This window comes from Myxococcota bacterium, from assembly GCA_035498015.1.
Lineage (GTDB): Bacteria > Myxococcota_A > UBA9160 > SZUA-336 > SZUA-336 > VGRW01.
The window spans coordinates 1-18,970 of record DATKAO010000105.1; the positions used below are offsets into that span (position 1 = coordinate 1).

At 70.7% G+C, this 18,970-nt stretch carries 18 protein-coding genes and 1 tRNA gene; 14 read left to right on the forward strand and 5 right to left on the reverse strand.

Translation table 11 applies throughout. The features are described from left to right. The 3 genes from VMR86_09040 to VMR86_09050 all read left to right on the forward strand — a co-directional run. The coding region (locus VMR86_09040; GenBank protein ID HTO07190.1) for a phosphopyruvate hydratase at nucleotides 1-873 on the forward strand (873 nt) is incomplete at its 5' end. Next, the gene (locus VMR86_09045; GenBank protein ID HTO07191.1) at nucleotides 870-1,532 is read left to right on the forward strand and encodes a hypothetical protein; all 663 of its coding nucleotides are present in this window, start codon (nucleotides 870-872) and stop codon (nucleotides 1,530-1,532) included. The genes VMR86_09040 and VMR86_09045, both read left to right, overlap by 4 nt. A 70-nt stretch (nucleotides 1,533-1,602) precedes the next feature. Next, nucleotides 1,603-2,196, forward strand: a complete 594-nt coding sequence (locus VMR86_09050) for a response regulator (GenBank protein HTO07192.1) — start codon at nucleotides 1,603-1,605, stop codon at nucleotides 2,194-2,196. A gap of 15 nt (nucleotides 2,197-2,211) precedes the next feature. Here VMR86_09050 and VMR86_09055 read toward each other — a convergent pair whose 3' ends face one another. After that, complete coding sequence (locus VMR86_09055) at nucleotides 2,212-2,952, reverse strand: hypothetical protein (protein ID HTO07193.1); 741 nt, start codon at nucleotides 2,950-2,952, stop codon at nucleotides 2,212-2,214. 3 nt (nucleotides 2,953-2,955) lie between these two features. After that, nucleotides 2,956-3,150: a hypothetical protein gene (locus tag VMR86_09060; GenBank protein HTO07194.1), complete on the reverse strand. Its 195-nt coding sequence runs from the start codon at nucleotides 3,148-3,150 to the stop codon at nucleotides 2,956-2,958. A 153-nt stretch (nucleotides 3,151-3,303) separates the two neighbouring features. Between VMR86_09060 and VMR86_09065 the strand changes: the two genes are divergently transcribed. Genes VMR86_09065 through VMR86_09085 form a run of 5 tightly spaced genes read left to right on the forward strand, consistent with a single transcriptional unit; the run spans nucleotide 3,304 to nucleotide 9,879 of the window. After that, the gene (locus tag VMR86_09065) at nucleotides 3,304-5,106 is read left to right on the forward strand and encodes a peptide-binding protein (GenBank protein ID HTO07195.1); all 1,803 of its coding nucleotides are present in this window, start codon (nucleotides 3,304-3,306) and stop codon (nucleotides 5,104-5,106) included. Beyond that, complete coding sequence (locus VMR86_09070; protein ID HTO07196.1) at nucleotides 5,106-6,146, forward strand: ABC transporter permease; 1,041 nt, start codon at nucleotides 5,106-5,108, stop codon at nucleotides 6,144-6,146. Before VMR86_09065 ends, VMR86_09070 begins: the two co-directional genes overlap by 1 nt. Next, nucleotides 6,146-7,162, forward strand: a complete 1,017-nt coding sequence (locus VMR86_09075) for an ABC transporter permease (protein HTO07197.1) — start codon at nucleotides 6,146-6,148, stop codon at nucleotides 7,160-7,162. The genes VMR86_09070 and VMR86_09075 overlap by 1 nt, the downstream gene beginning before the upstream one ends. A gap of 9 nt (nucleotides 7,163-7,171) precedes the next feature. Then, a complete protein-coding gene (locus VMR86_09080; GenBank protein ID HTO07198.1) occupies nucleotides 7,172-8,272 on the forward strand; it encodes a dihydrodipicolinate synthase family protein in 1,101 nt (366 codons plus the stop codon). Further along, entirely contained in the window at nucleotides 8,269-9,879 is a 1,611-nt protein-coding gene (locus tag VMR86_09085) for a PfkB family carbohydrate kinase (protein ID HTO07199.1), read from the forward strand. The genes VMR86_09080 and VMR86_09085 overlap by 4 nt, the downstream gene beginning before the upstream one ends. A gap of 9 nt (nucleotides 9,880-9,888) precedes the next feature. Here the strand turns inward: VMR86_09085 and VMR86_09090 are convergent, their stop codons facing one another. After that, nucleotides 9,889-12,198 (reverse strand): Hsp70 family protein, encoded by a 2,310-nt coding sequence (locus tag VMR86_09090; GenBank protein HTO07200.1) that lies wholly within the window; start codon nucleotides 12,196-12,198, stop codon nucleotides 9,889-9,891. A gap of 92 nt (nucleotides 12,199-12,290) precedes the next feature. Between VMR86_09090 and VMR86_09095 the strand changes: the two genes are divergently transcribed. From VMR86_09095 to VMR86_09105, 3 genes are all read left to right on the forward strand, one after another. Next, a tRNA-Ala gene (locus tag VMR86_09095) sits at nucleotides 12,291-12,366 on the forward strand. Nucleotides 12,367-12,451: 85 nt separating this feature from the next. Beyond that, nucleotides 12,452-12,994 (forward strand): hypothetical protein, encoded by a 543-nt coding sequence (locus tag VMR86_09100; GenBank protein ID HTO07201.1) that lies wholly within the window; start codon nucleotides 12,452-12,454, stop codon nucleotides 12,992-12,994. Between the two features lie 562 nt (nucleotides 12,995-13,556). Beyond that, entirely contained in the window at nucleotides 13,557-15,356 is a 1,800-nt protein-coding gene (locus VMR86_09105) for a LamG domain-containing protein (protein ID HTO07202.1), read from the forward strand. A 149-nt stretch (nucleotides 15,357-15,505) separates the two neighbouring features. Here VMR86_09105 and VMR86_09110 read toward each other — a convergent pair whose 3' ends face one another. Further along, nucleotides 15,506-15,787 carry an antibiotic biosynthesis monooxygenase gene (locus VMR86_09110; protein HTO07203.1) on the reverse strand — a complete coding sequence of 94 codons (282 nt, stop codon included), beginning with the start codon at nucleotides 15,785-15,787 and terminating at the stop codon, nucleotides 15,506-15,508. Nucleotides 15,788-15,899: 112 nt separating this feature from the next. Here VMR86_09110 and VMR86_09115 point away from each other — a divergent pair, with 112 nt between their 5' ends. Further along, nucleotides 15,900-16,838: an NTP transferase domain-containing protein gene (locus tag VMR86_09115; protein HTO07204.1), complete on the forward strand. Its 939-nt coding sequence runs from the start codon at nucleotides 15,900-15,902 to the stop codon at nucleotides 16,836-16,838. Nucleotides 16,839-16,854: 16 nt separating this feature from the next. Then, nucleotides 16,855-17,793 carry a glycine cleavage T C-terminal barrel domain-containing protein gene (locus VMR86_09120; protein ID HTO07205.1) on the forward strand — a complete coding sequence of 313 codons (939 nt, stop codon included), beginning with the start codon at nucleotides 16,855-16,857 and terminating at the stop codon, nucleotides 17,791-17,793. Here the strand turns inward: VMR86_09120 and VMR86_09125 are convergent. Further along, nucleotides 17,733-18,251 carry a hypothetical protein gene (locus VMR86_09125; GenBank protein HTO07206.1) on the reverse strand — a complete coding sequence of 173 codons (519 nt, stop codon included), beginning with the start codon at nucleotides 18,249-18,251 and terminating at the stop codon, nucleotides 17,733-17,735. The genes VMR86_09120 and VMR86_09125 overlap by 61 nt on opposite strands. A 20-nt stretch (nucleotides 18,252-18,271) precedes the next feature. On the opposite strand from VMR86_09125, the gene VMR86_09130 reads away from it, so the two are divergent. Continuing rightward, a complete protein-coding gene (locus VMR86_09130) occupies nucleotides 18,272-18,928 on the forward strand; it encodes a TIGR04282 family arsenosugar biosynthesis glycosyltransferase (protein HTO07207.1) in 657 nt (218 codons plus the stop codon). The last annotated feature ends 42 nt before the right edge of the window (nucleotides 18,929-18,970 follow it).

An 18,970-nucleotide genomic window follows, 5' to 3' on the forward strand; every position in this document is an offset into this window, starting at 1 on the left:
CGGGAGCCGCTGCTCCCGCTGCCGATGATGAACGTGCTGAACGGCGGCGCGCACGCCGAGAACAAGGTCGACTTCCAGGAGTTCATGCTCTTGCCGACGGGCGCGCCGAGCTTCTCGGAGTGTCTGCGCATGGGCGCGGAGATCTTCCACGCGCTGCGCGAGGTGCTGCACGGCGCGGGCTTCGCGACCGGCGTGGGCGACGAAGGCGGCTTCGCGCCCGACCTCGACTCGAACGAGGCCGCGGTCGAGATGCTGCTCAAGGCGGTCGAGCGCGCCGGCTACCGCGCGGGTCAGGACGTGCACCTGGGCCTCGACGTGGCCGCCAGCGAGTTCTTCGACGGCGGCAAGTACGTGCTCGAGGGCGAGGGAGTGACTCGCACGCGCGACGAGATGGTGCGCCTGTACCAGGACTGGGTGTCTCGCTATCCGATCGTGTCGATCGAGGACGGCCTGGCCGAAGGTGACTGGGACGGCTGGAAGGCGCTGACCGATGCGCTGGGCAGCCAGATCCAGCTGGTGGGCGACGATCTGTTCGTGACCAACCAGAAGATCCTGCGCGAGGGCGTGCGCCGCGGCGTGGCCAACTCGGTGCTGGTCAAGGTGAACCAGATCGGCAGCCTGAGCGAGACACTCGAGACCATGGCCGTGGCGGAAGCGGCGGGCTACACCTGCGTCATGTCGCACCGCTCGGGCGAGACCGAAGACACCACGACCGCGGACCTCGCGGCGGGCACGGCCTGCGGCCAGATCAAGACCGGGTCGCTCTCGCGCTCGGACCGCGTGGCCAAGTACAACCAGCTCTTGCGCATCGAGTCCGAGCTCGGGGCGGGCGCCCGCTTCGCGGGCCGCCGCGCGCTGCGCCGGCTCAAGTGAGTCCGCTGCTCCGCGTCCTGGCGCTGGCCTGGCTCGCCTACGTGCTGCCCGGCGACCGGGTCGTGGGCATGCTGGCCGAGACCCGCGCGAGCCGCACGCCGCTGCACGTCGAAGCCAGGCTCAGCGCGCGCGACTCGAAGGCGCCCACGAGCCTGGTGATCGAGCTGCACCCCGACCTCGGCGCGCGCGTGTGGGACGAGAAGGGCGGGCGCTGGCTGCTCGCCGGCGGCAAAGCCACCGCGGGCACGGTTCTGCCCGCGCCCGCCTGGGTCCCGGACCTCGCCCCGCTCGTCATGCGCCGCGAGTCGGAGCTGCGCGGCTGGCTGGGCTCCGAAGGCGTCGACGCCCAGCAGAACGATCTCGCGCGCTGCGGCGACGGCGACTGCTGGGTGCTGGGCGGCCGCGCCGGCTCGGGCCAGCTGTGGATCCAGAAGCCCGCGCTCGAGCTGCGCCGGCTGGTGCAGGGCAAGGTCACGCGCGCGTCGTACGACGACTGGCAGGCGTTCGGGAAGATCCGCTTTCCCAAGCGCATCGAGCTCGCCGACGACTCGGGCAGCGTCGCGACACTCACCGTCGACAGCGTCAGCGCCATCACGCTCGGGGCGGCCGAGCTGTCGCCCGGCTGGGTCCAGGCCTCGCCTGCGGCGAAGGCCCGGTGAGGGCCGCTCATGATTTTTCTCTGACTTCGCGGGCGAGAGACGGTTACACTTCCGAGCCGTGCCTCAGCGCATGAAGCTGCGCGTTCTCGTCGTCGACGACGACGAGGACATTTGCCTGTACCTGCGGGAATTCCTCACGCGCGAGGGTTTCAAGGTCACGACCGTCTCGAAGCCGGCCGACGCGCTGCTCGAGGTCCGGCAGGGGCGGCACCAGCTCGTCCTGCTCGACGTGCGGCTGCCCGGCGTCGACGGCGTCGATCTCCTGCGCCAGCTGCGCGGGATCGACTCCGACATCTGCGTGATCGTGATGACCGGCTACCCGTCGGTCCAGACCGCCGTCGAGTCCATGAAGGCCGCCGCGTTCGACTACCTGCAGAAGCCCTTCGACCTGCAGGAGCTGCGCTCCGTGATGGAGCGAGCGATTCGTGAGAAGGGTCTCATCGTCGACGCCGAGGAGCGCGTGAACCAGATGCTGGGCGCGCGCATCCGCTCGCTGCGCAAAGGCCGCTCGCTCACCCTGCGCCAGCTCGCGAACAAGACCGCGCTCTCGGTGAGCCTGATCTCGCAGATCGAGCTCGGGAAGAGCGCGGCCTCGGTCGCCACGCTGCGCAAGCTCGCGACCGCGCTCGGCGTGTCACTCGCCGATCTGTTCGACGGCGTCTGACCGAGTCAGTCCGGCCTAGGCCACCGACGCGACGGCCGGGTCCGCGGCGTTGCTGCGCAGCAGCACGCGAGTCACGTTGCCGTCGAGCTCGAGCCGGCCGCCCTGACTCTCGACCAGGTGGCGAGTCACCAACAGCACCAGCGGGTCGAGCTCGACGCCGCGCCGCCCGATCTCGATCTCGATCTGCACGGGGAAGCCGGGGACCTTGCCCTGGAGGATCTTGATGCCGACCCGGCCGCCGGGCCCCGCGAGCTCCGAGCCCGACTCGAGCAGCGCGCGGAACGCGCCGCGCAGCCGTTCGGCGTCGACGTACACGGGCTGGCGGTTCAAGAGGCTCCACGACGCGCCGACCGAGCCGTCGCGCAGGAGCGGGATCTGCTCGGCCGCCTCCTGCAGCAGTGAGACCGGCGACGTCGGTGCGGCGCGCATCGGGCGCGGGCGCGACACGAGCATGCGCGTCTGCCAGGCGATGCGCTCGAGGCGCGCGATCGCCTCGGCCGGCGGGTCACTCGCGCGGCGCAGGAGGCGCAATGGCTCGCGGATGGCGTCGCCCACCAGCGCGATCAGATGCGGCGCAGCCGCGCGCTCCTCGGGTGGCTCGGCGACCGGCTCGCGCACCGGCGTGAGCGGCTTGCGCTCGGGCTCCGCGACCGCGACCACCGGCTGGCCCGCGGCGCTGCGCGCGCGGCGGAACGCGAAGGCAGCGCATCCGAGCCCAAGCGTGAAGCCCAACAGGACGAAGAGTGCAGAGATCAACGGCTACGCGGCCTCGATCAGTCCAGCGCGCGGCACATCCGGCGGCAGGAGCGACATGGCGATCGCAACGGCCCAGGGCAGATGACCCTCGGCGCGCGAGCCTTCGGAGTGGAAGTGGATTCCCGTCTCGTCGAGCCAGACGCGAATCGTCTCACCCGCCCCGCCCTTGTCGCCGCGGATCACCAGATCGAGTGGCACGCCGCGCCGTTCCGATCCGGCCCGCGGTCCGTTGCGCTCCATGTAACCCTCGCGAGGGGGGAGAGTTGTTTCCATCATAGCGCGGCACCGAAGTCGTGCGAGGCCTTTTGCGGCGCGGCATGATTCCGGCCGCTCATTTTTCGAGGGGATGAGATGCGACGAGCTCGGACGCGCGGCCTTCTGCTCGCGCTGACTGCCTGCGCTCTGGCCTGTGGGGGCCCGAGCGAGAAGAAGCCTGCGGGTGGAGAGACCGCGCCCGCACAGGGCGCTGCGCCGGCGGCCCAGACGCACGAGACTCCCGTGCGCGGTGACTGGCTGGTCTTCCACTTCCTGGCAGACCCCGAGAATCTGAACCCACTGACCTCGAACGAGGCCGGCGCGTCGGCCATTCTCGGCTGGATCTTTCCGTCGCTGATGTACGTCGACCCCGCGACGCTCGAGCTGCGGCCCGCGATCGCGAAGGCCCTGCCGCAGACCTCGGCCGACCATTTGGAGTACGTCTACACGCTGCGCGACGACGTCACCTTCAGCGACGGCAAGCCGCTCGGCGCCGAGGACGTCGTCTTCACCATGAAGGCGATCCGCCACCCGCGCGTGAACGCGCCGGCGCAGCGCAACTACTTCGAGTCCGTGGCCAACGTCGACTCGCCCCAGCCCAACGTGGTGCGCTTCACGCTCTCGAAGCCGTACTTCCTGAACGACTGGGCGCTGGGCGGCGTGCAGCCGATCCCGCGCCACTACTACGACCCCGACAACCTGCTGGACGGGATCTCGGTCGCGGAGCTGAACGACTACGACAAGCTGCCCGCCGACAAGAAGGACCGCGCCGAACGCTTCGCCAAGCAATTCAACGAGAACTACAACCGCAGCCCGCTCGGGCCGGGCGCGATGGTGCTCGAGAACCCCGCGCGCGACTACGTGACCGGCGAGAAGGTCGAGCTGCGCCGGCGCGTCTCGTGGGCCGCGGGCCACTCCGAGCTCGGCGACCCGTACGTGGACCGGATCGTGTTCCGCATCATCAACGACCCCGACGCGGCGCTGGTCGCGCTGAAGGCGGGCACGGTCGACGTGTACGGCCCGCGGCCCGTGCAGTTCCTGAAGCAGATGAACGAGCCGAAGTTCCTCGAGCACGTCGAGAAGCACGTCGACCGCTCGGGCGGCTACGTGTATTTCGGCTGGAACGAGAAGCTCGCGATCTTCCAGGACAAGCGCGTGCGGCAAGCGCTCTCGTACCTGGTCGACAAGAAGAACATCTGCCAGAAGCTTCAGCTCGGACTGGCCGACCCGGTCGAGTCACCCGTGTATCCCGCCCGGCCGGAGTACAACCAGAACCTGAAGCCGTGGCCGTTCGACCCCGCGAAGGCGAAGCAGCTGCTCGCCGACGCCGGCTGGAGCGACTCCGACAAGGACGGCGTGCTCGACCACGACGACGGCCACGGCGGCCGCATGCCGTTGCGCTTCGAGCTCCTGTCGAACTCCGGCAACGAGGACCGCAAGAATCTGGGCCTGGTGGTGATCGACGAGCTGAAGCGCGCGGGCATCGACGCCAGCCTGCGCGCGGTCGACTGGTCGATCCTGCTCGAGCGCGTGAAACACCACCAGTTCGACGCCGTGATCCTCGGCTGGACCTCGGGCGGGAGTCAGCCGCCCGACCTGTACCAGATCTGGCATTCCTCGCAGGCGGTCGAGGGCGGCTCGAACATGATCTCGTACAAGAACGACGAGGTGGATCGGATCCTCACCGACTACCGCACGGAGTTCGACCCGGCCAAGCGCAAGGCGCTGTACGACCGTTTCCAGGAGATCCTGTACGACGAGCAGCCGTACACCTTCGTGTACGCGAACAAGTCACTCGCGGCCTACGACAAGCGCTTCCACGGAGTCACCTGGTATCCCGCCGGCGGCAGCGTCGAGGCCGAATGGTGGGTGCCCACGGTCGAGCAGAAGTACCACTGATGAGCCCCGCGCTGCTCGCCTACGCGCTGCGGCGCCTGTTGCTGATGATCCCGACCTTCGTCGCGATCAACTTCATCGGCTTCGCCATCATGCGGCTCGCGCCCGGTGACCCGGTGGAGCTCGCGCTCTCGGGCGGGCTTATGTCGGGGCAGACCGGCATCAGCACGCAGAAGATGGCCGACGCCGAGAAGGTGAAGGCGGCGCTGCGCCACGAGCTCGGGCTCGACCGGCCGCTGGTCGTGCAGTACGCGAGCTGGCTCGGCGGCTTCGCGACCGGCGAGCTCGGCCAGTCACTCAAGGACCGCGCTCCGGTGTGGGACAAGATCCGCGACCGGCTGCCGATCACGGTCGGGATCGACCTGGCCGCGCTGTTCATCACCTACCTGCTGGCCGTGCCGCTCGGCATCTACTCGGCGGTGCGTCCGGGCACGCGGCTCGACCAGTTCCTGACCGTGTCACTCTTCGCGCTCTACTCGGTGCCGGGGTTCTGGATCGCGGTGCTCTTGATCGTGTTCTTCTGCGGCGGTGACTACTTCGCCTGGTTCCCGCCCGCCGGCCTGCACTCGGTGGCGTTCAGCCCCGAGTGGCCGTTCTGGCAGCGGGTGGGCGACCTCATGAACCACCTCGCGCTGCCGCTGTTCGTGACGACGCTGGGCAGCTACACGGAGCTCTCGCGCTACCTGCGCTCGTCGATGCTCGACAACGCGCGCCAGGACTACGTGCGCACCGCGCGCGCCAAGGGCGTGCCCGAGCGCAGCGTGATCCTCAAGCACATGCTGCGCAACTCACTCATTCCCATGGTCACGATCGTGGCCGGCGTGCTGCCGGGTCTGATCGGCGGGTCGGTGTTGATCGAGCAGATCTTCTCGATCCCCGGGCTGGGCCAGCTCGGCTACCAGGCGGTACTGGCGCGCGACTATCCGGTGGTGCTGGCGCTGTTCGGCGCATCGGTGGGACTCACGCTGATCGGGCTGTTGATCGCCGACCTCTTGCTGGCGGTGGTCGATCCGCGCATCACGTTCACGAGAACCACCGCCTGATGGCCGCCCCGGAGAGCGCGGGCCGACGCCTGCAGCGCGAGTTCTTGCGCCGCAGGCGCGGCGTGTTCGGCATGCGCGTGATCCTGGCGCTGTTCGTGCTCGCGCTCGCGGCCGACTTCATCGCGAACGACAAGCCCTACTACCTGAAGCTCGATGGCGTCCGTTACTACCCGATCGCGCTCGACTACGGCGTCTCGCTGGGGCTGTGCCAGTGGCCCGACGCGCTCTTGAACCAGCGCTTCGACGCGCTCGCCGAGCGCGCCGAGGCCGCGCTCTGGCCACCGATCCCGTACAGCCCCACCGTGCCGAACATCATGGGCGACGTGTTCCAGCCGCCCTCGCGCAGTCACTGGCTCGGCACCGACGGGCTCGGGCGCGACGTGGCCGCGGGCATGCTGCACGGCATCCGCGTGTCACTCACGATCGGCCTGGTGGTGGTCGCGATCCAGGCCACGATCGGCATCGCCCTGGGCGCGCTCGCCGGCTACTACGGCGGGATCGTCGATCTGGCGCTGTCGCGCCTGATCGAGGTGATGATCGCGATTCCGACCTTCTTCCTGATCCTGATCGTGGCGGCGACCTTCCCGCCCTCGATCTACCTGGTGATGGCGATCCTGGGCGTGACCGGCTGGGTCGGGATCGCGCGCCTCATCCGGAGTGAGTTTCTCCGGGTGCGCGCGTCGGACTTCGTCGCCGCGGCGCAGAGCCTGGGCGCGTCGGACCTGCGCGTGATGCTGCGCCACGTGCTGCCCAACGCCGTGGCGCCCGTGCTGGTGGCCATGTCGTTCGGCGTGTCGGGGGCGATCCTCACCGAGTCGGGGCTGTCGTTCCTGGGCATCGGCGTCCCGGCTCACATCGTGACCTGGGGCTCGATCCTGGCCGTCGCGCAGTCCAACTACCAGGCCTGGTGGCTCGCCGTGTTCCCCGGCGTGGCGATCTTCGTGACCATGACCGCCTACAACCTGCTCGGCGATGCCCTGCGCGACGCGCTGGATCCGCGCGATCAGGGGACGTAGAGTCGAAGCGTGCACACGCTCGAGAACTACGCAGCGCGGCGCGGACTCTCGATCCCGATCGTGTCGTGTCTCCTGCCCGACGGCGAGCCCGACGACGCGGGCCAGCGCCGGCTCGTGCGCTACCTGATCCAGAACGGGCGCGGCGCCGACGTGCTGTTCGTGATGGGCACCACCGGCGAGTGGAACAAGCTCGACCGCGCGCGCCGCCAGCGCGTGATCCGCGTGTCGGTCGAGGAGACCAAGAAGCACGAGTCACGCCTGGTGCGGGCCGGCGAGCAGCCGGTCGAGGCCTGGGTCGGGCTCACGGCCCCGACGCGCAACGAGACGCTCGAGACACTCGAGCTCGCGCTCGAGATCGGCGCGCACGCCGGCGTGATCGCGCCGCTCGCCATACAAGACGTGGGCGACCCGGTGCGCTTCCTGCAGCGCGACGTCGCCGACCTGCTCGACGCGCGCGACCGCAGGCTGCCGATCTTCCTGTACGACAACGCCGACATCTCGGTGGCCAGGGAGCAGCACCTGCGCACGCGCGCGGTGAAGGCCATGTCGCGGCTCGACTTCGTGCGCGGCATCAAGGTGTCCGCGCCGCCGCGCCGGCTGGGTCACTACACCAAGGCCGCGCGCCAGTTCCGGGACCTGGGCTCGTTCGACATCTACGTGGGCGACGCGCTGCAGATCCTGCGCATGATGAGGCCGCGCACCGGGTTCTGGGGTGCGCTGCGCGAGCACTGGAACCGCTTCCTCCTGCACGACCTCTTGCCCTCGGGCGTGGTGAGCGGGCCTGCGAACCTGTATCCGCGCGAGTGGCAGCGGGCCTGGCGCGTGGCGTCGGCGGGCGACGTGGAGCGCATGGACCAGCTCGAGTCACTCTTCCGGAAGTTCTCGGACAGCTACCGCTTCCCCGAGGGCAAGCGCAGCCTCGCGGCGCTGAAGCGCGGCCTGTTCCGGCGCGGCGTGCTGTCGAGTGACTCGGTGGCGAAGGGCACGGCCGCGCTGTCGCGCGAGCAGGCGGCGCAGCTCGACGCGGCGCTCGAGAAGCTCGACGACGAGCTGGCCGCGGCGCTGCCCGCGCGCTGGCGCTCCGACCCGGCCGCCGCGGAGGAGCCGTGAGCCCCGCGCGCTACGACGTCGCCGGCACCGGCAGCATGGTGGTCGACGAGATCCACTTCGCCAAGCGCATCGTCGCGGCCGAGGAGAAGGGTCTCTTGCGCGCCGACGCCAGCGGGCGCGTGGCGCAGCGCCAGGTCGGCGGAGTCACGCTGAACCACCTGGGCTGGGCGCGCGTGCTGGGCCTGCGCACGGCGATCTTCGGCAAGCAGGCCGACGACCCCAACGGCCGCTTCCTGCGCGCGGGCATGGAGCGGCTCGGGATCGAGCAGCACATCGATCTCTCCGGCAGCGCGTCGTCGTTCGCGCAGATCTACGTCGATCCCGACGGTGCACGCGCGATCTACATGGCGCGCGGCGCAACCGCCGAGCTGACTCCCGAGGAGATCGCGACCCGACACCGCGCGGTCATCGAGAGCGCAGCGATCGTGACCACCGAGGTCTCGCAGGTGCCGCTCGCGACCGCGCGCCGCGTGCTCGAGATCGCGCGCGCGGCCGGCGCGCGCACCGTGGTGGACCTCGACGTGCCGCTGGGCGACGCGGTGCCGGCACTGGGCAGCGAGGCGGACCTCCACGCCGTGCTGGGCCTGGCCGACGTCTTGAAGCCCTCGCTCGCCGCGCTGGACGGAATCGTCGCCGAAGGCTCGGCCCGAGCGCGCGCGCGCGAGCTGGCCGAGAAGACGGGCGCGAAGCTGGTCGCGCTCACGCTCGGCCCGGCCGGGTCACTCCTGTTCCGCGCGGGCGAGGTCGCGATCGCGCCCGCCGCCTCGGTGAACGTGGTCGACACCACCGGCGCGGGCGATGCGTTTCTGGGCGGTCTGCTCGCGGGCATCACCCACGACCTCGATCTCGAGAGCGCGGCGCGGCTGGGCAACGCCTGTGGGGCGGCCTGCTGCGAGCAGATCGGCGCCTTCCCCGACCGGCCGGGACCGGCGCGCCTGCGCGTGGCCGAGCTCTATGCGGCGCTGGGCGGGAGCGAGCTGCGGCTCGCGCCGCTCGGCCCCGACCAGGGCGAGACCGAGCGCGCCGTGGCGCGCTTCCTCGAGGTCGCCCCACGCGAGGTGGCCGCCGCCGCCGCGCGGCTCGACCGCGCGTCACTCGCCGCCGCCGCCGAGCTGATCCACGCCGCCGAGAGCGCGGGCGCGCGCGTGCACGTGACCGGCATTGGCAAGCCCGAGCACGTGGCGAGATACGCGGCTTCGCTGCTCTCGAGCACGGGCACACCCGCGGCGTTCCTGCACGGCACCGAGGTGTCTCACGGCAGCGTCGGCCAGATGCATCCCGGCGACGTGGTGATCGCGATCTCGAACAGCGGCACGACCGACGAGCTCTTGAACGCGGTCGAGGCGCTGCGGCGCTTCGGCGCGCGCATCCTGGCCGTGACCGCCCGGCGCGACTCACCGCTGGGGCGCGCGGCCGACGCCGTGCTCGAGGTCGGCGTGGGCGAAGAGGGCGACTCACTCGGGCTCGCGCCGCGCGCCAGCGTGTTGGCCCAGGTGCTGGTGCTGGCCGCGCTCTCGGTCCAGCTCCAGGAATCGAAGGGCTTCACGCGCGACGACTACGCGCGCCGGCACCCGGCGGGCGAGCTCGGCAAGAAGGCCCGCTCGTAGCTTCGCGGGCTAGCGCTCGAGCTCGAACGGCTTGGGCGCGTCCTCGGCCGGAGCTTCCTCCTCCGCCGGCGGCTCGACCTGCTGCAGGCCGAGCGGGTCCTCGATGCGCAGGCCCTGCTGCGCGCCCGACTCGGCGTCGCGCGCGCGCACGTGCAGGATGCCGTTCTCGTCGATGCGGAAGGCGACCTCGATCTTCGGCTCCATGCGCCGCGCGGGCGCGATGCCCTCGAGGATGAACGAGCCCAGCAGCTGGTTGTCGTGCACCGCCTTCGAGCGGCCCTGGAACACGCGGATCTCGACTTCGGCCTGTCCGTCCTGATTGGTGGTGAACACGCGCTGGTACTCGGTGGGCACCACCACGTTCTGGTCGATCAGCACCGTGAACAGGTCGCCGACCGAGGCGATGCCCAGCGGCAGCGAAGTCACGTCGCGCAGGTTCACGCGCCGTGCGTTCTTGTGCTCGACGGCGCTCTTCAGGTTCTCGACCACCTGCTCCTGCGCGCCCTTGGCGGCGGCCACGCTCTCCTGCAGGCGCTCCTTGGCCATGTCGAGCAGCTCGGCGGCGGCGCCGGTCGGGAGCTCGTCGGCGAGCTTCTCGATCAGCTCCGCGGCCTTGTAGTCGATCTGCAGCAGCTCGTCCTTCAGCCCCTTCACCGCTTCGGGCAGGTCGGATTCGGCGACCTTGCCGCGCTCGATCAGCTCGCTGAACTCGCTCGGCGCCTTCTTCGCGGCGGCCTTCTTCTTCGTGCCGGGATCGGGCTTGGCCTTGGTCTTCGTCTGGGTCTTCGGGCCGGGATCGGGCGCGGGTGCGGCGGGCGCGGGCGGAGCCGCTTGGGTCTTGGCCTTGGTCTTCGTCTTGGTCTTCGGCGCGTCGGGCGCCTTCGCCTCGACCTTCGGCGGCGCGGGGGCCTTCGGCTCCTCGGGCTCACTGACTCCGAAGGTGATCGGGCCGAGCGTGCTGACCGGGCCGCCCTGGGTGACGCCGAACTGGGTCGGGACCGGGCCGTCGCCCTCGGTCGCCTTGAGCAGGGTCGAGAGGCGCGCCGCCAGGCCCTGGTCGTCGAGCGGCTTCGAGCGCAGCTGCTGGACCTCGTCGAGGATCTTGCGCGCGACCGCCGTCTCGCGCAGCGCGACGGCGTAGGCGTCCTCGGCGGCGTCGACCGCCTCTTCCTTCAGGGTGTCGGCGGTGAGTGAGTAGGCGTAGAGCGCCGCGCCCATCGCCACCACCTCGTCGGGGTTGATGTCGCGCCGCGCCTCGCGGCCGAAGAACTTCTTCACGGCCTCGCGCACCGAGAGCATGCGGCTCTGGCCGCCGACCAGCAGGATCTCGCCGATCTCGTTCTTCACCACGCGAGCGGTCGAGATACAGCGCTCGCACAGCTCGAGCGTGCGCTGCACCAGCGGGCGGCACAGCTCGTCGAGCTTGGCGCGCGTGAGCGTGCGCTCGAAGTTCGGCCGGCTGCCGTCGGGCATGCGCGTGAAGAACGGCAGCTGGATCGAGGTGGTCTCGACGTCGGACAGCTCGACCTTGGCCTTCTCGGCGGCCTCCTTCAGGCGCAGCCGCGCCGAGGGGTCGCTGGAGAGATCGCGGTTGAACTCCTTCTTGAACTCCTGCTCGAGCCACTCGGCGATCGCGTAGTCGAAGTCCTCGCCGCCGAGATACGAGTCACCGTCGGTCGCGACGACCTCGAAGGTGTCGCCGCGCGCGCGCATGATCGTGACGTCGAACGTACCGCCGCCCAGGTCGTAGACCGCGAGCGTGAAGTCCTTGTGTTTCTTGTAGCCGTAGGCGAAGGCGGCCGCGGTCGGCTCGTTGATCAGGCGCAGCACCTCGAGGCCCGCGTACTCGGCGGCGAGCTTCGTGGCTTTGCGCTGCACGTCGTTGAAGTGCGCGGGGACCGAGATCACCGCCTGCTTCACCGGCTCGCCGAGGTTGTGCTCCGCGACCTCGCGTACCTTCTGCAGGATCTTGGCCGAGACCTGGACCGGCGTGAGCTCCTTGCCGGCCACTTCGAACAGCACGCTGCCGAGCGGGCTCGCCTTCAGCGCGTAGGGCAGCCGCTTGGCCGCGGCGCGCACTTCGTCGGAGTCGAACGGATGGCCGATCAGGCGCTTCACCGCGAGGATGGTCGACTGCGGCGCGCTGACTGCCTGGCGCTTGGCCGCGGCGCCGACGAGCTCGCGGTCGCCCTGGATCGCGACGCACGACGGAATGGTCGTGCGCGCCTCGTCGGCGAGCACGACGACCTTCCCCTCTTCGACCACCGCCACGCAGCTGTTCAGCGTGCCGAGGTCGATGCCGATCGCGCGTCCAGACATCGGTCTTGCGTATCGGCGATTCCGGACCGGTCTTGCAGCGAATCGCGTGCTGGCACGCGCCCGCCCGGGGGCTTACCGTACCGATCCCCCGTGGGGATGTAGCTCAGCTGGGAGAGCGCTGCGTTCGCAACGCAGAGGTCGGCGGTTCGATCCCGCTCATCTCCACCACCGCCTTGCTCGTCGGCGCCAGGAAGGTCCGGTCGAGCTCGTTGGCGACGGCCTGGGCGATGATCCCGTAGCCCGCCCCGTTCGGATGGCGCTGGCGGCGGAACAGAATCTCGTCCTCCTTCCCCTGATAGGGCTCGAAGGTCGGCTCGAGGTCGAACCAGCCCAGGCGCGCCTCTTTCGCCGCAGCCTCGACCATGGGCGCGATCTTGGGGTGGTAGCGGTCCTTGTACCGGCCGATGTCCTGGGCGTCGGGCAGGAGCACCACCACCACCGGCACCCGGTGCTCGCGCGCCTGCTCGCCGATGTCGTTGAAGGCGGTGCGCACCGCCTCCCAGCCGCGCACGCCCGGGCGGTAGTCACCGGTCCAGTCGTTCTCCGCGAGCGCGCGCCCGCCCTTGTCCTCGACGCCGATCTTCGCGGCCGCGTGGACCCGCGCCCGTCCGATCTTCTCCTTCAGCGTGCGGCGCGCGCCCTTGATGAACTGGCGCAGGTAGAGCTGCTGCGGCCACTCGTACAGCGCGAGCAGCCAGGGGTGCAGGTCGCGCAGCGCCATGCGCCGCTGGTACTTGTACAGCTTGTTGTGCGTGTCGTTCACCGGGTAGAAGTTCACCAGCACCAGGTCCGGTGAGTACTTCCAGCCCTCGGACTTGAGATACGCGGCTTCCTGGTCGGTCGAGTAACCGACGACGCCGGCGTTGATCACCTCGATCCGACGCGGGTCACCGCGCTTGGCCGCCGAGCCCTGCAGGATGCGCTCGAGCTGTCTCGGATACGCGTCCGGCTCGTTCATGCGAAAGCCGAAGGTCCAGGAGTCGCCGAGCGCGAGCACGCGGTAGGTGCCCTCGGGCTTCTCGTAGGAGATTTCCGGATTGCGCAACCCTTTCGAGTTGATCTTCACCGGAGCTTCGAACTCGTCGCCGCTCCAGCCCGGACGCATGCGTTTTCCGACGACGGGGTCGTCGAGGTACAGGTCCGGTCGCGGCAGCACGCCGGCGCCGAACAGCCGGAGCAGTCCCTCGCAGAGCGCGAGCGCGACGACGAGTGACAGAACTGCGAGGCCCAGATTTCTCAGCATGGGGTGATTCCCGTCACGACCGGTGGGTAGACCAGACGTTAGCCTCCGACGCCGTCAATTTCGCGGGGTCTCGATGGGTGAGGGGACGCGGCGAGTTCGGGGACTCGTCGCTGCGATGCTGTGGATCTCGATGGTCGTGGCCGCTTCGCGCGCCGCCGCGGGCCAGCGTTCCGTCGTGGTCTCCTACCTCAGCCCCGCGGACCCGAACGTCGTCGGCGCGGCGCTCTACCACGGCGCCAGCGCGAGCGACGTCCAGAGCGGTCAGAACCTGACCCGCATCGACCTGGGAGCGCCGGCCGCCTCGGGAGTCACTCGTGTGACCGTGCAGGGCCTGGACGACACGCGCGACTACTACATGGCGCTGCGCTCCTACGATGCGAGCGGCCGCGAGTCCGCGAACTCGAACATCGGCGTGCTCACGGCCAGCGCGCCGCCCGGCGCGCTCTACAGCGAGAGCTTCGACTCCTACGCGCCCGGCGCCGACCCGGCGGGCTGGGTCGATTCGGGGTCGGGCGTGCCCGGCGCCGGCGACGCGTCGACCTTCGCCGCGGCGCAGGCCGCGGACGGAGCCGAGACACTCGGCGTCGCGTCGAGCGCGCTCGAGCTCAACGCGACGCTGGTGAGCCCGGGCTCCGCGAGCTGGTCTTCCTACGACTACTCGGGCCGCATCGAGAGCGACTCGCTGGGCGGGAAAGCCGGCGTGACCGTGCTCTCGCAGTACCCCGACGCGGCCTTCGGCTACGTGCTCTCGCGCTCCGGCTCGCGGCCGTACGTGCTCTCGAAGAACGGCACCGGGTCTCTCGCGTGTGTGGGCACGATCTCGACCGGAGTCGCGGGTGCCGCCGGCGAGTGGCTGCGCTTCCGCGTGCGTGTGACCCGCTTCGACGGGCGCAACCGCGTGCGCGCGTCGCTCTGGCCCGACCAGACCCCGCCGCCGGCCAGCTTCCAGACCGACTGCTGGGACGCGGACCTGGAGAGCGTCTCCAGCGGTCGGATCGGCGTATACAGCTCGAGCAACGCCGGGAATCACTGGGACGACCTGGTGGTGGTGCCCGTGACTCCCGACGGCGCGCCCCCGGGCTACGGCGTGCCGCCCGCGGCGCCGGCCCCGCCGCCGACGGTTCCGCCCACGCAGCCCGCGCCGCCACCCTCGAATCCGGTGCCGCCGCCGCCGCCGGCCACCGGCTACACGAGTGAGTCGTCGCTCGCGCACTGGTGGAAGCCGGGCTGGGACCTGGACGACCTGGGCCGCGACTTCGCCGCGAGCGGCGGCATCGACGCCTACGAGGACGCCAAGGGCCTGAACGCGAAAGACGTCACGCAGGGCGGCTCGAGCGCCGCCACGGTCGACCTGGACGGCAAGGCCGAGGCGCTCGGCGCCTTCACGCTGAAGCAGTACGGGCTCGCCGACACCTGGTCGGTCGGCGCCTGGGTGCGGCCCGCCAAGCTCGGGCTCAACTCGAAGCCCCGCTACATCCTCGACCTGAACGGCCAGAACTCGAACCTGGGCCTGGACCGGATCTCGCTCACGATCGACGCCGACGGTCACTTCGCGGTGGAAGTGAGTGACCTGTTCGGCCGCACGCGCGGCATCTCCTCGCCGGCCGGTCTCTCGCTCAGCAAGAACGGAGACACCTGGTACTTCGTGACCGCAGTGAAGACGGCGAGCCGGCAGCTCACGCTGTACGTGAACGGCGTGCAGGTCGCGGGCTCGGCCGTGGGCGTGCCGTCGCAATCCGACGTGCCGCGCGCGCTGCGCATCGGCGGGCGCGTGAAGGACAGCACGGGCTACTTCTTCAAGGGCAGCATCGGCTCCGTGGCGATGTGGCGCTCGGCGCTGCGCCCCTCGGAGATCAGTGCGCTGTTCGCCGCCGGCGACCGCGGGGTCGCCATGCGCCCCACGCTGGCTCACTGACTACGTTCGCCTGCGGCTCACTGCGCGGGGCTGACCTGTGATCGCATGGGCACCCTACCCATGCTTCGCCCCTTGCGGGCCTCGCTCAGGGCGGCCTTCGCTCGGCCTGCCCCCGCGCGGATTGGCTCTGTGCGGAGCGTGAGGAGGCGTCAGACCTCGTCGAGGAAGACGAGCTCGGGCCGGCCTTCGAGCACGCCGGCCAGGGCGCCCGGGTTGGCGCGCAGGTTCTCGCCGTGCTTCTTGAAGGCCTCGTCGCTGGCGTACTTCTCGTACACCACGAACACCGACGGGTCGTCCTTGCGCTGGTGGAACACGTAGGCCTGGGTTCCGGGCTCGTTGGCGCGCACCTGCGCGCTGAGCTTGCGGAAGCCTTCCTTGGCCTCCTCGATCTTGTCCTTCTTGACCTTCAGCGTGGCCAGCAGGGTGGGCATGGGGGCTCCTTCACGAGTTGCGCGCAAGTCTGCACGAAGCAGTCGTGCGCAAGCAAACGGCAGCCGAGCGCCCCTATCACTTTTCCCCGACACGAGACACTATCTGTGGCGAATGGCCATCCAGGCGATCCTCGTGGCCGGCGATCGCAGCGCGAGCCGGGCCGTGCGCGGCGGCAGCAAAGCCTTCGTGGAAGTCGCGGGCAAGCCCATGTTCGTGCACGTGCTCGAAGCGCTTCTGCACACGCCCGAGGTGTCCGAGGTGTATCTCGTGGGCAACCCGACGCGGCTCGCGGCCGCGGTGGCCGAGTACGGCTGCCTGTCGCTCTCCGCGGCGCGCGGCCGGCCGGTGCACATCGTGCCTCAGCGCGACAGCCTGTACGCCAACGTGTGGTACACATTTCTGCGTACGCTGGCGCCGGGCCGCACCGACGCCAACCACCCGGTGCTGGTGGTGCCGGCCGACATTCCGCTGGTGATCCCGGAGGAGATCTCCGAGTTCGTGGCACGCGCGGAGGCATCGGGCGCTGACTACGTGGTCGGTCTCTCGCCCGAGAGCGCGCTGGCGCGTTTCGCGCCTCACGACGGCGCGCCCGGCGTCGAGATGGCCTACTTCAACCTGCGCGAGGGCCGGCTGCGCCAGAACAACCTGCACTGGGTGCGGCCGCTCAAGATGGGCAACCGGCACTACGTCGACGAGATGTACGAGAACCGGTACCAGAAGGAGCTCTTGAGTCAGGTGCGGCTCGCCTGGCGCGTGATCCGCCGCGAGTGGCGCAATCTGTGGGTGCTCGGCTGTTACTTCATGATCCACCTGGCGGGCGTCCTGCACCGGCGGGGCCGGCTCGAGGCTGCGGACCGCGTGCGCCACTTCGTGCCGCTGTCGGCGATCGAGCGCGCGGCCAGCGCGCTCCTGCGCACGCGCTTCCGCACGGTCACGACCGAGCTGGGCGGCGCCGCGATCGACGTCGACAACGAAGCCGATCTGGAGATCGTGGAGAAGATGCTCGAGCGCTGGAAGGCGCTGCAGGTCCGGCTCGCCCGAGCGGCGTAGGCGCTACTCTTCCCGCATGCCCCACAGCTTCGAGGCGATCACCGGCACGCGCGCCGCGTTCCGCCGCCTGCCGGGACGCGGGCTGGTCCGCGCGACCGGCGCCGACCGGGTGCGCTTCCTGAACGGCATGCTGACCGCCGACGTGGCGAAGCTGCCGGCCGGCGGCGCCGCGCCGGCGCTGCAGCTCGACCGCAAGGGCCACGTGCTGGCCGAGCTGTGCGTGCTGGCCGAGCCGGAGTCACTCCTGCTCGACATCGCGCCCGGGGTCGAGGCCGAGCTCTGCGCGCTGCTCGAGAAGCACGTGATCGCCGACGACGTGGCCTTCGCGAGCCTGAGTGAGGCAAAGGCCTGGCTCGCGCTCGAGGGGCCGGAGGCGCGCGACGCCGCGCGCCGCGTCGGGGGCGCCGTGCCCGAGCCCGGCCGCTTCGCGCGGGCCGACTTCGCGGGTCAGGCCGTGCTGTGGATCGCGCAGGGCGCGCTCACCGCCGATGGCCTGCGCGCGATCGTGCCGCGGGCGCTCGCCGCCGAGCTCGAGCGCGCGCTCGCGCTGCCCGAGCTCGCCGAGGAGGCCGCCGAGGTGCTGCGCATCGACGCGCGCCTGCCGCTGCTCGGCCGCGACGTCGGCGCGCGCAACTTCCCGCAGGAGGCGGGGCTGGAGCGCGCGATCTCGTTCAGCAAGGGCTGCTACATCGGGCAGGAGATCGTGGCGCGCATCGCCTCGCGCGGCGCGGTGAATCGCGTGCTGGTGCTGCTCCGCGCCGACTCGGCCGTGACTCCCGGCGCCTCCGTGAGCGTGGACGGCAGCGCCGTCGGCCAGGTCACTTCAGCGGCGCGCTCCGACGCCACGGGCGCGATCGCGCTCGCCTATCTCAAGGTCGAGCACGCGCACGCGGGTCAGCGCGTGGCCATCGACGGTGTGCCCGCCGAAGTCACTGGCGGCACCTCACGGCGGTAGCGGCCGCCCACCGCCTGCCACTTCGCGCCGTTCTTCGCGAACACCACCTCGATCGCGTAGACCACCGCGCCCTCGGGCAAGGCCTCGCCCGGCGCGAGTCTCTGGCCGAGCGCGAACGACACGCGCGCGCTCACGCGCTGGCGCCCGTCGGGCTCGGCCGTCAGCTGGCTGCTCTCGAGCCGCGCGCCGACCGCCTCGCTGCGCAGCGCCGCGGTCTCGACCAGCGAACGCACGTCGTAGTAGTCGAGCCCGCCGTCCTCCTTGAAGCCGGTCGAGACGTGGTCCATGACGAAGCTCGCCTGCTTGGCCTGGATGGAATCGACGAGCGACGGCACGAGCCGGCCGAGGTCCTCGTCGCGCGCGGGCGCCGTGCTCGCGGGCGGCTCGCCCTGCGGGCGGTCGCAGGCCGCGAGCGCGAGCAGCGCGCACAGAGCCACCCCAGCGACGCTGCGAGTCATGCGCTCACTATACTCGCTGCATGGCCCGGCGAGTGCTCGCGCTGTTCGCGAAGGCGCCCGTGCCGGGTGCGGCGAAGACGCGGCTCTCGCCGCCGCTGACTCCCGAGCGCGCGGCCGGGCTCTACGAAGCCATGCTGCTCGACGTGCTCGACCAGCATGCGCGCGCGCCCGACTGCGAGCTCGCGCTCTGGTTCACGCCCGACGACGCCGAGCCCTGGTTCGCGGCGCACGCGCCGTCGCGCTATCGCCGCGTTGCACAACGCGGCGCGAGCCTTGCGGAACGCATGCGGGAGTCTTTCCGCACCCACGCGGCGGAGGGCTTCGAGCGCATGGTGCTGCGCGGCACCGACAGCCCGACCTTGCCGCTCGCGCGCGTCGAGGCCGCGTTCGCGGCGCTCGATCACTCGCCGGTCGTTCTGTGCCCCGATCGGGACGGTGGGTACAACCTGATCGGTCAGTCCACCCCCAACGACGCGCTGTTCGAGCTCGAGCTGTCTCGCGCGAGCGTGCTCGCGGCCACGCTCGCGCGCGCGCGCGAGCTCGGGCTCGCCTGTGAGCTCCTGCCCGCGCACCACGACGTCGACACCTGGCAGGACGTGCTGCAGCTCGCTTCCGAGCTCGACCCTGCACACACTCCGCGCACCCTCGCCCGCCATCGCGAATTACTTGCGCGCTGACGGCGCGAGACACCAAGGCACGCTCGTTGCACCCGACGCCTT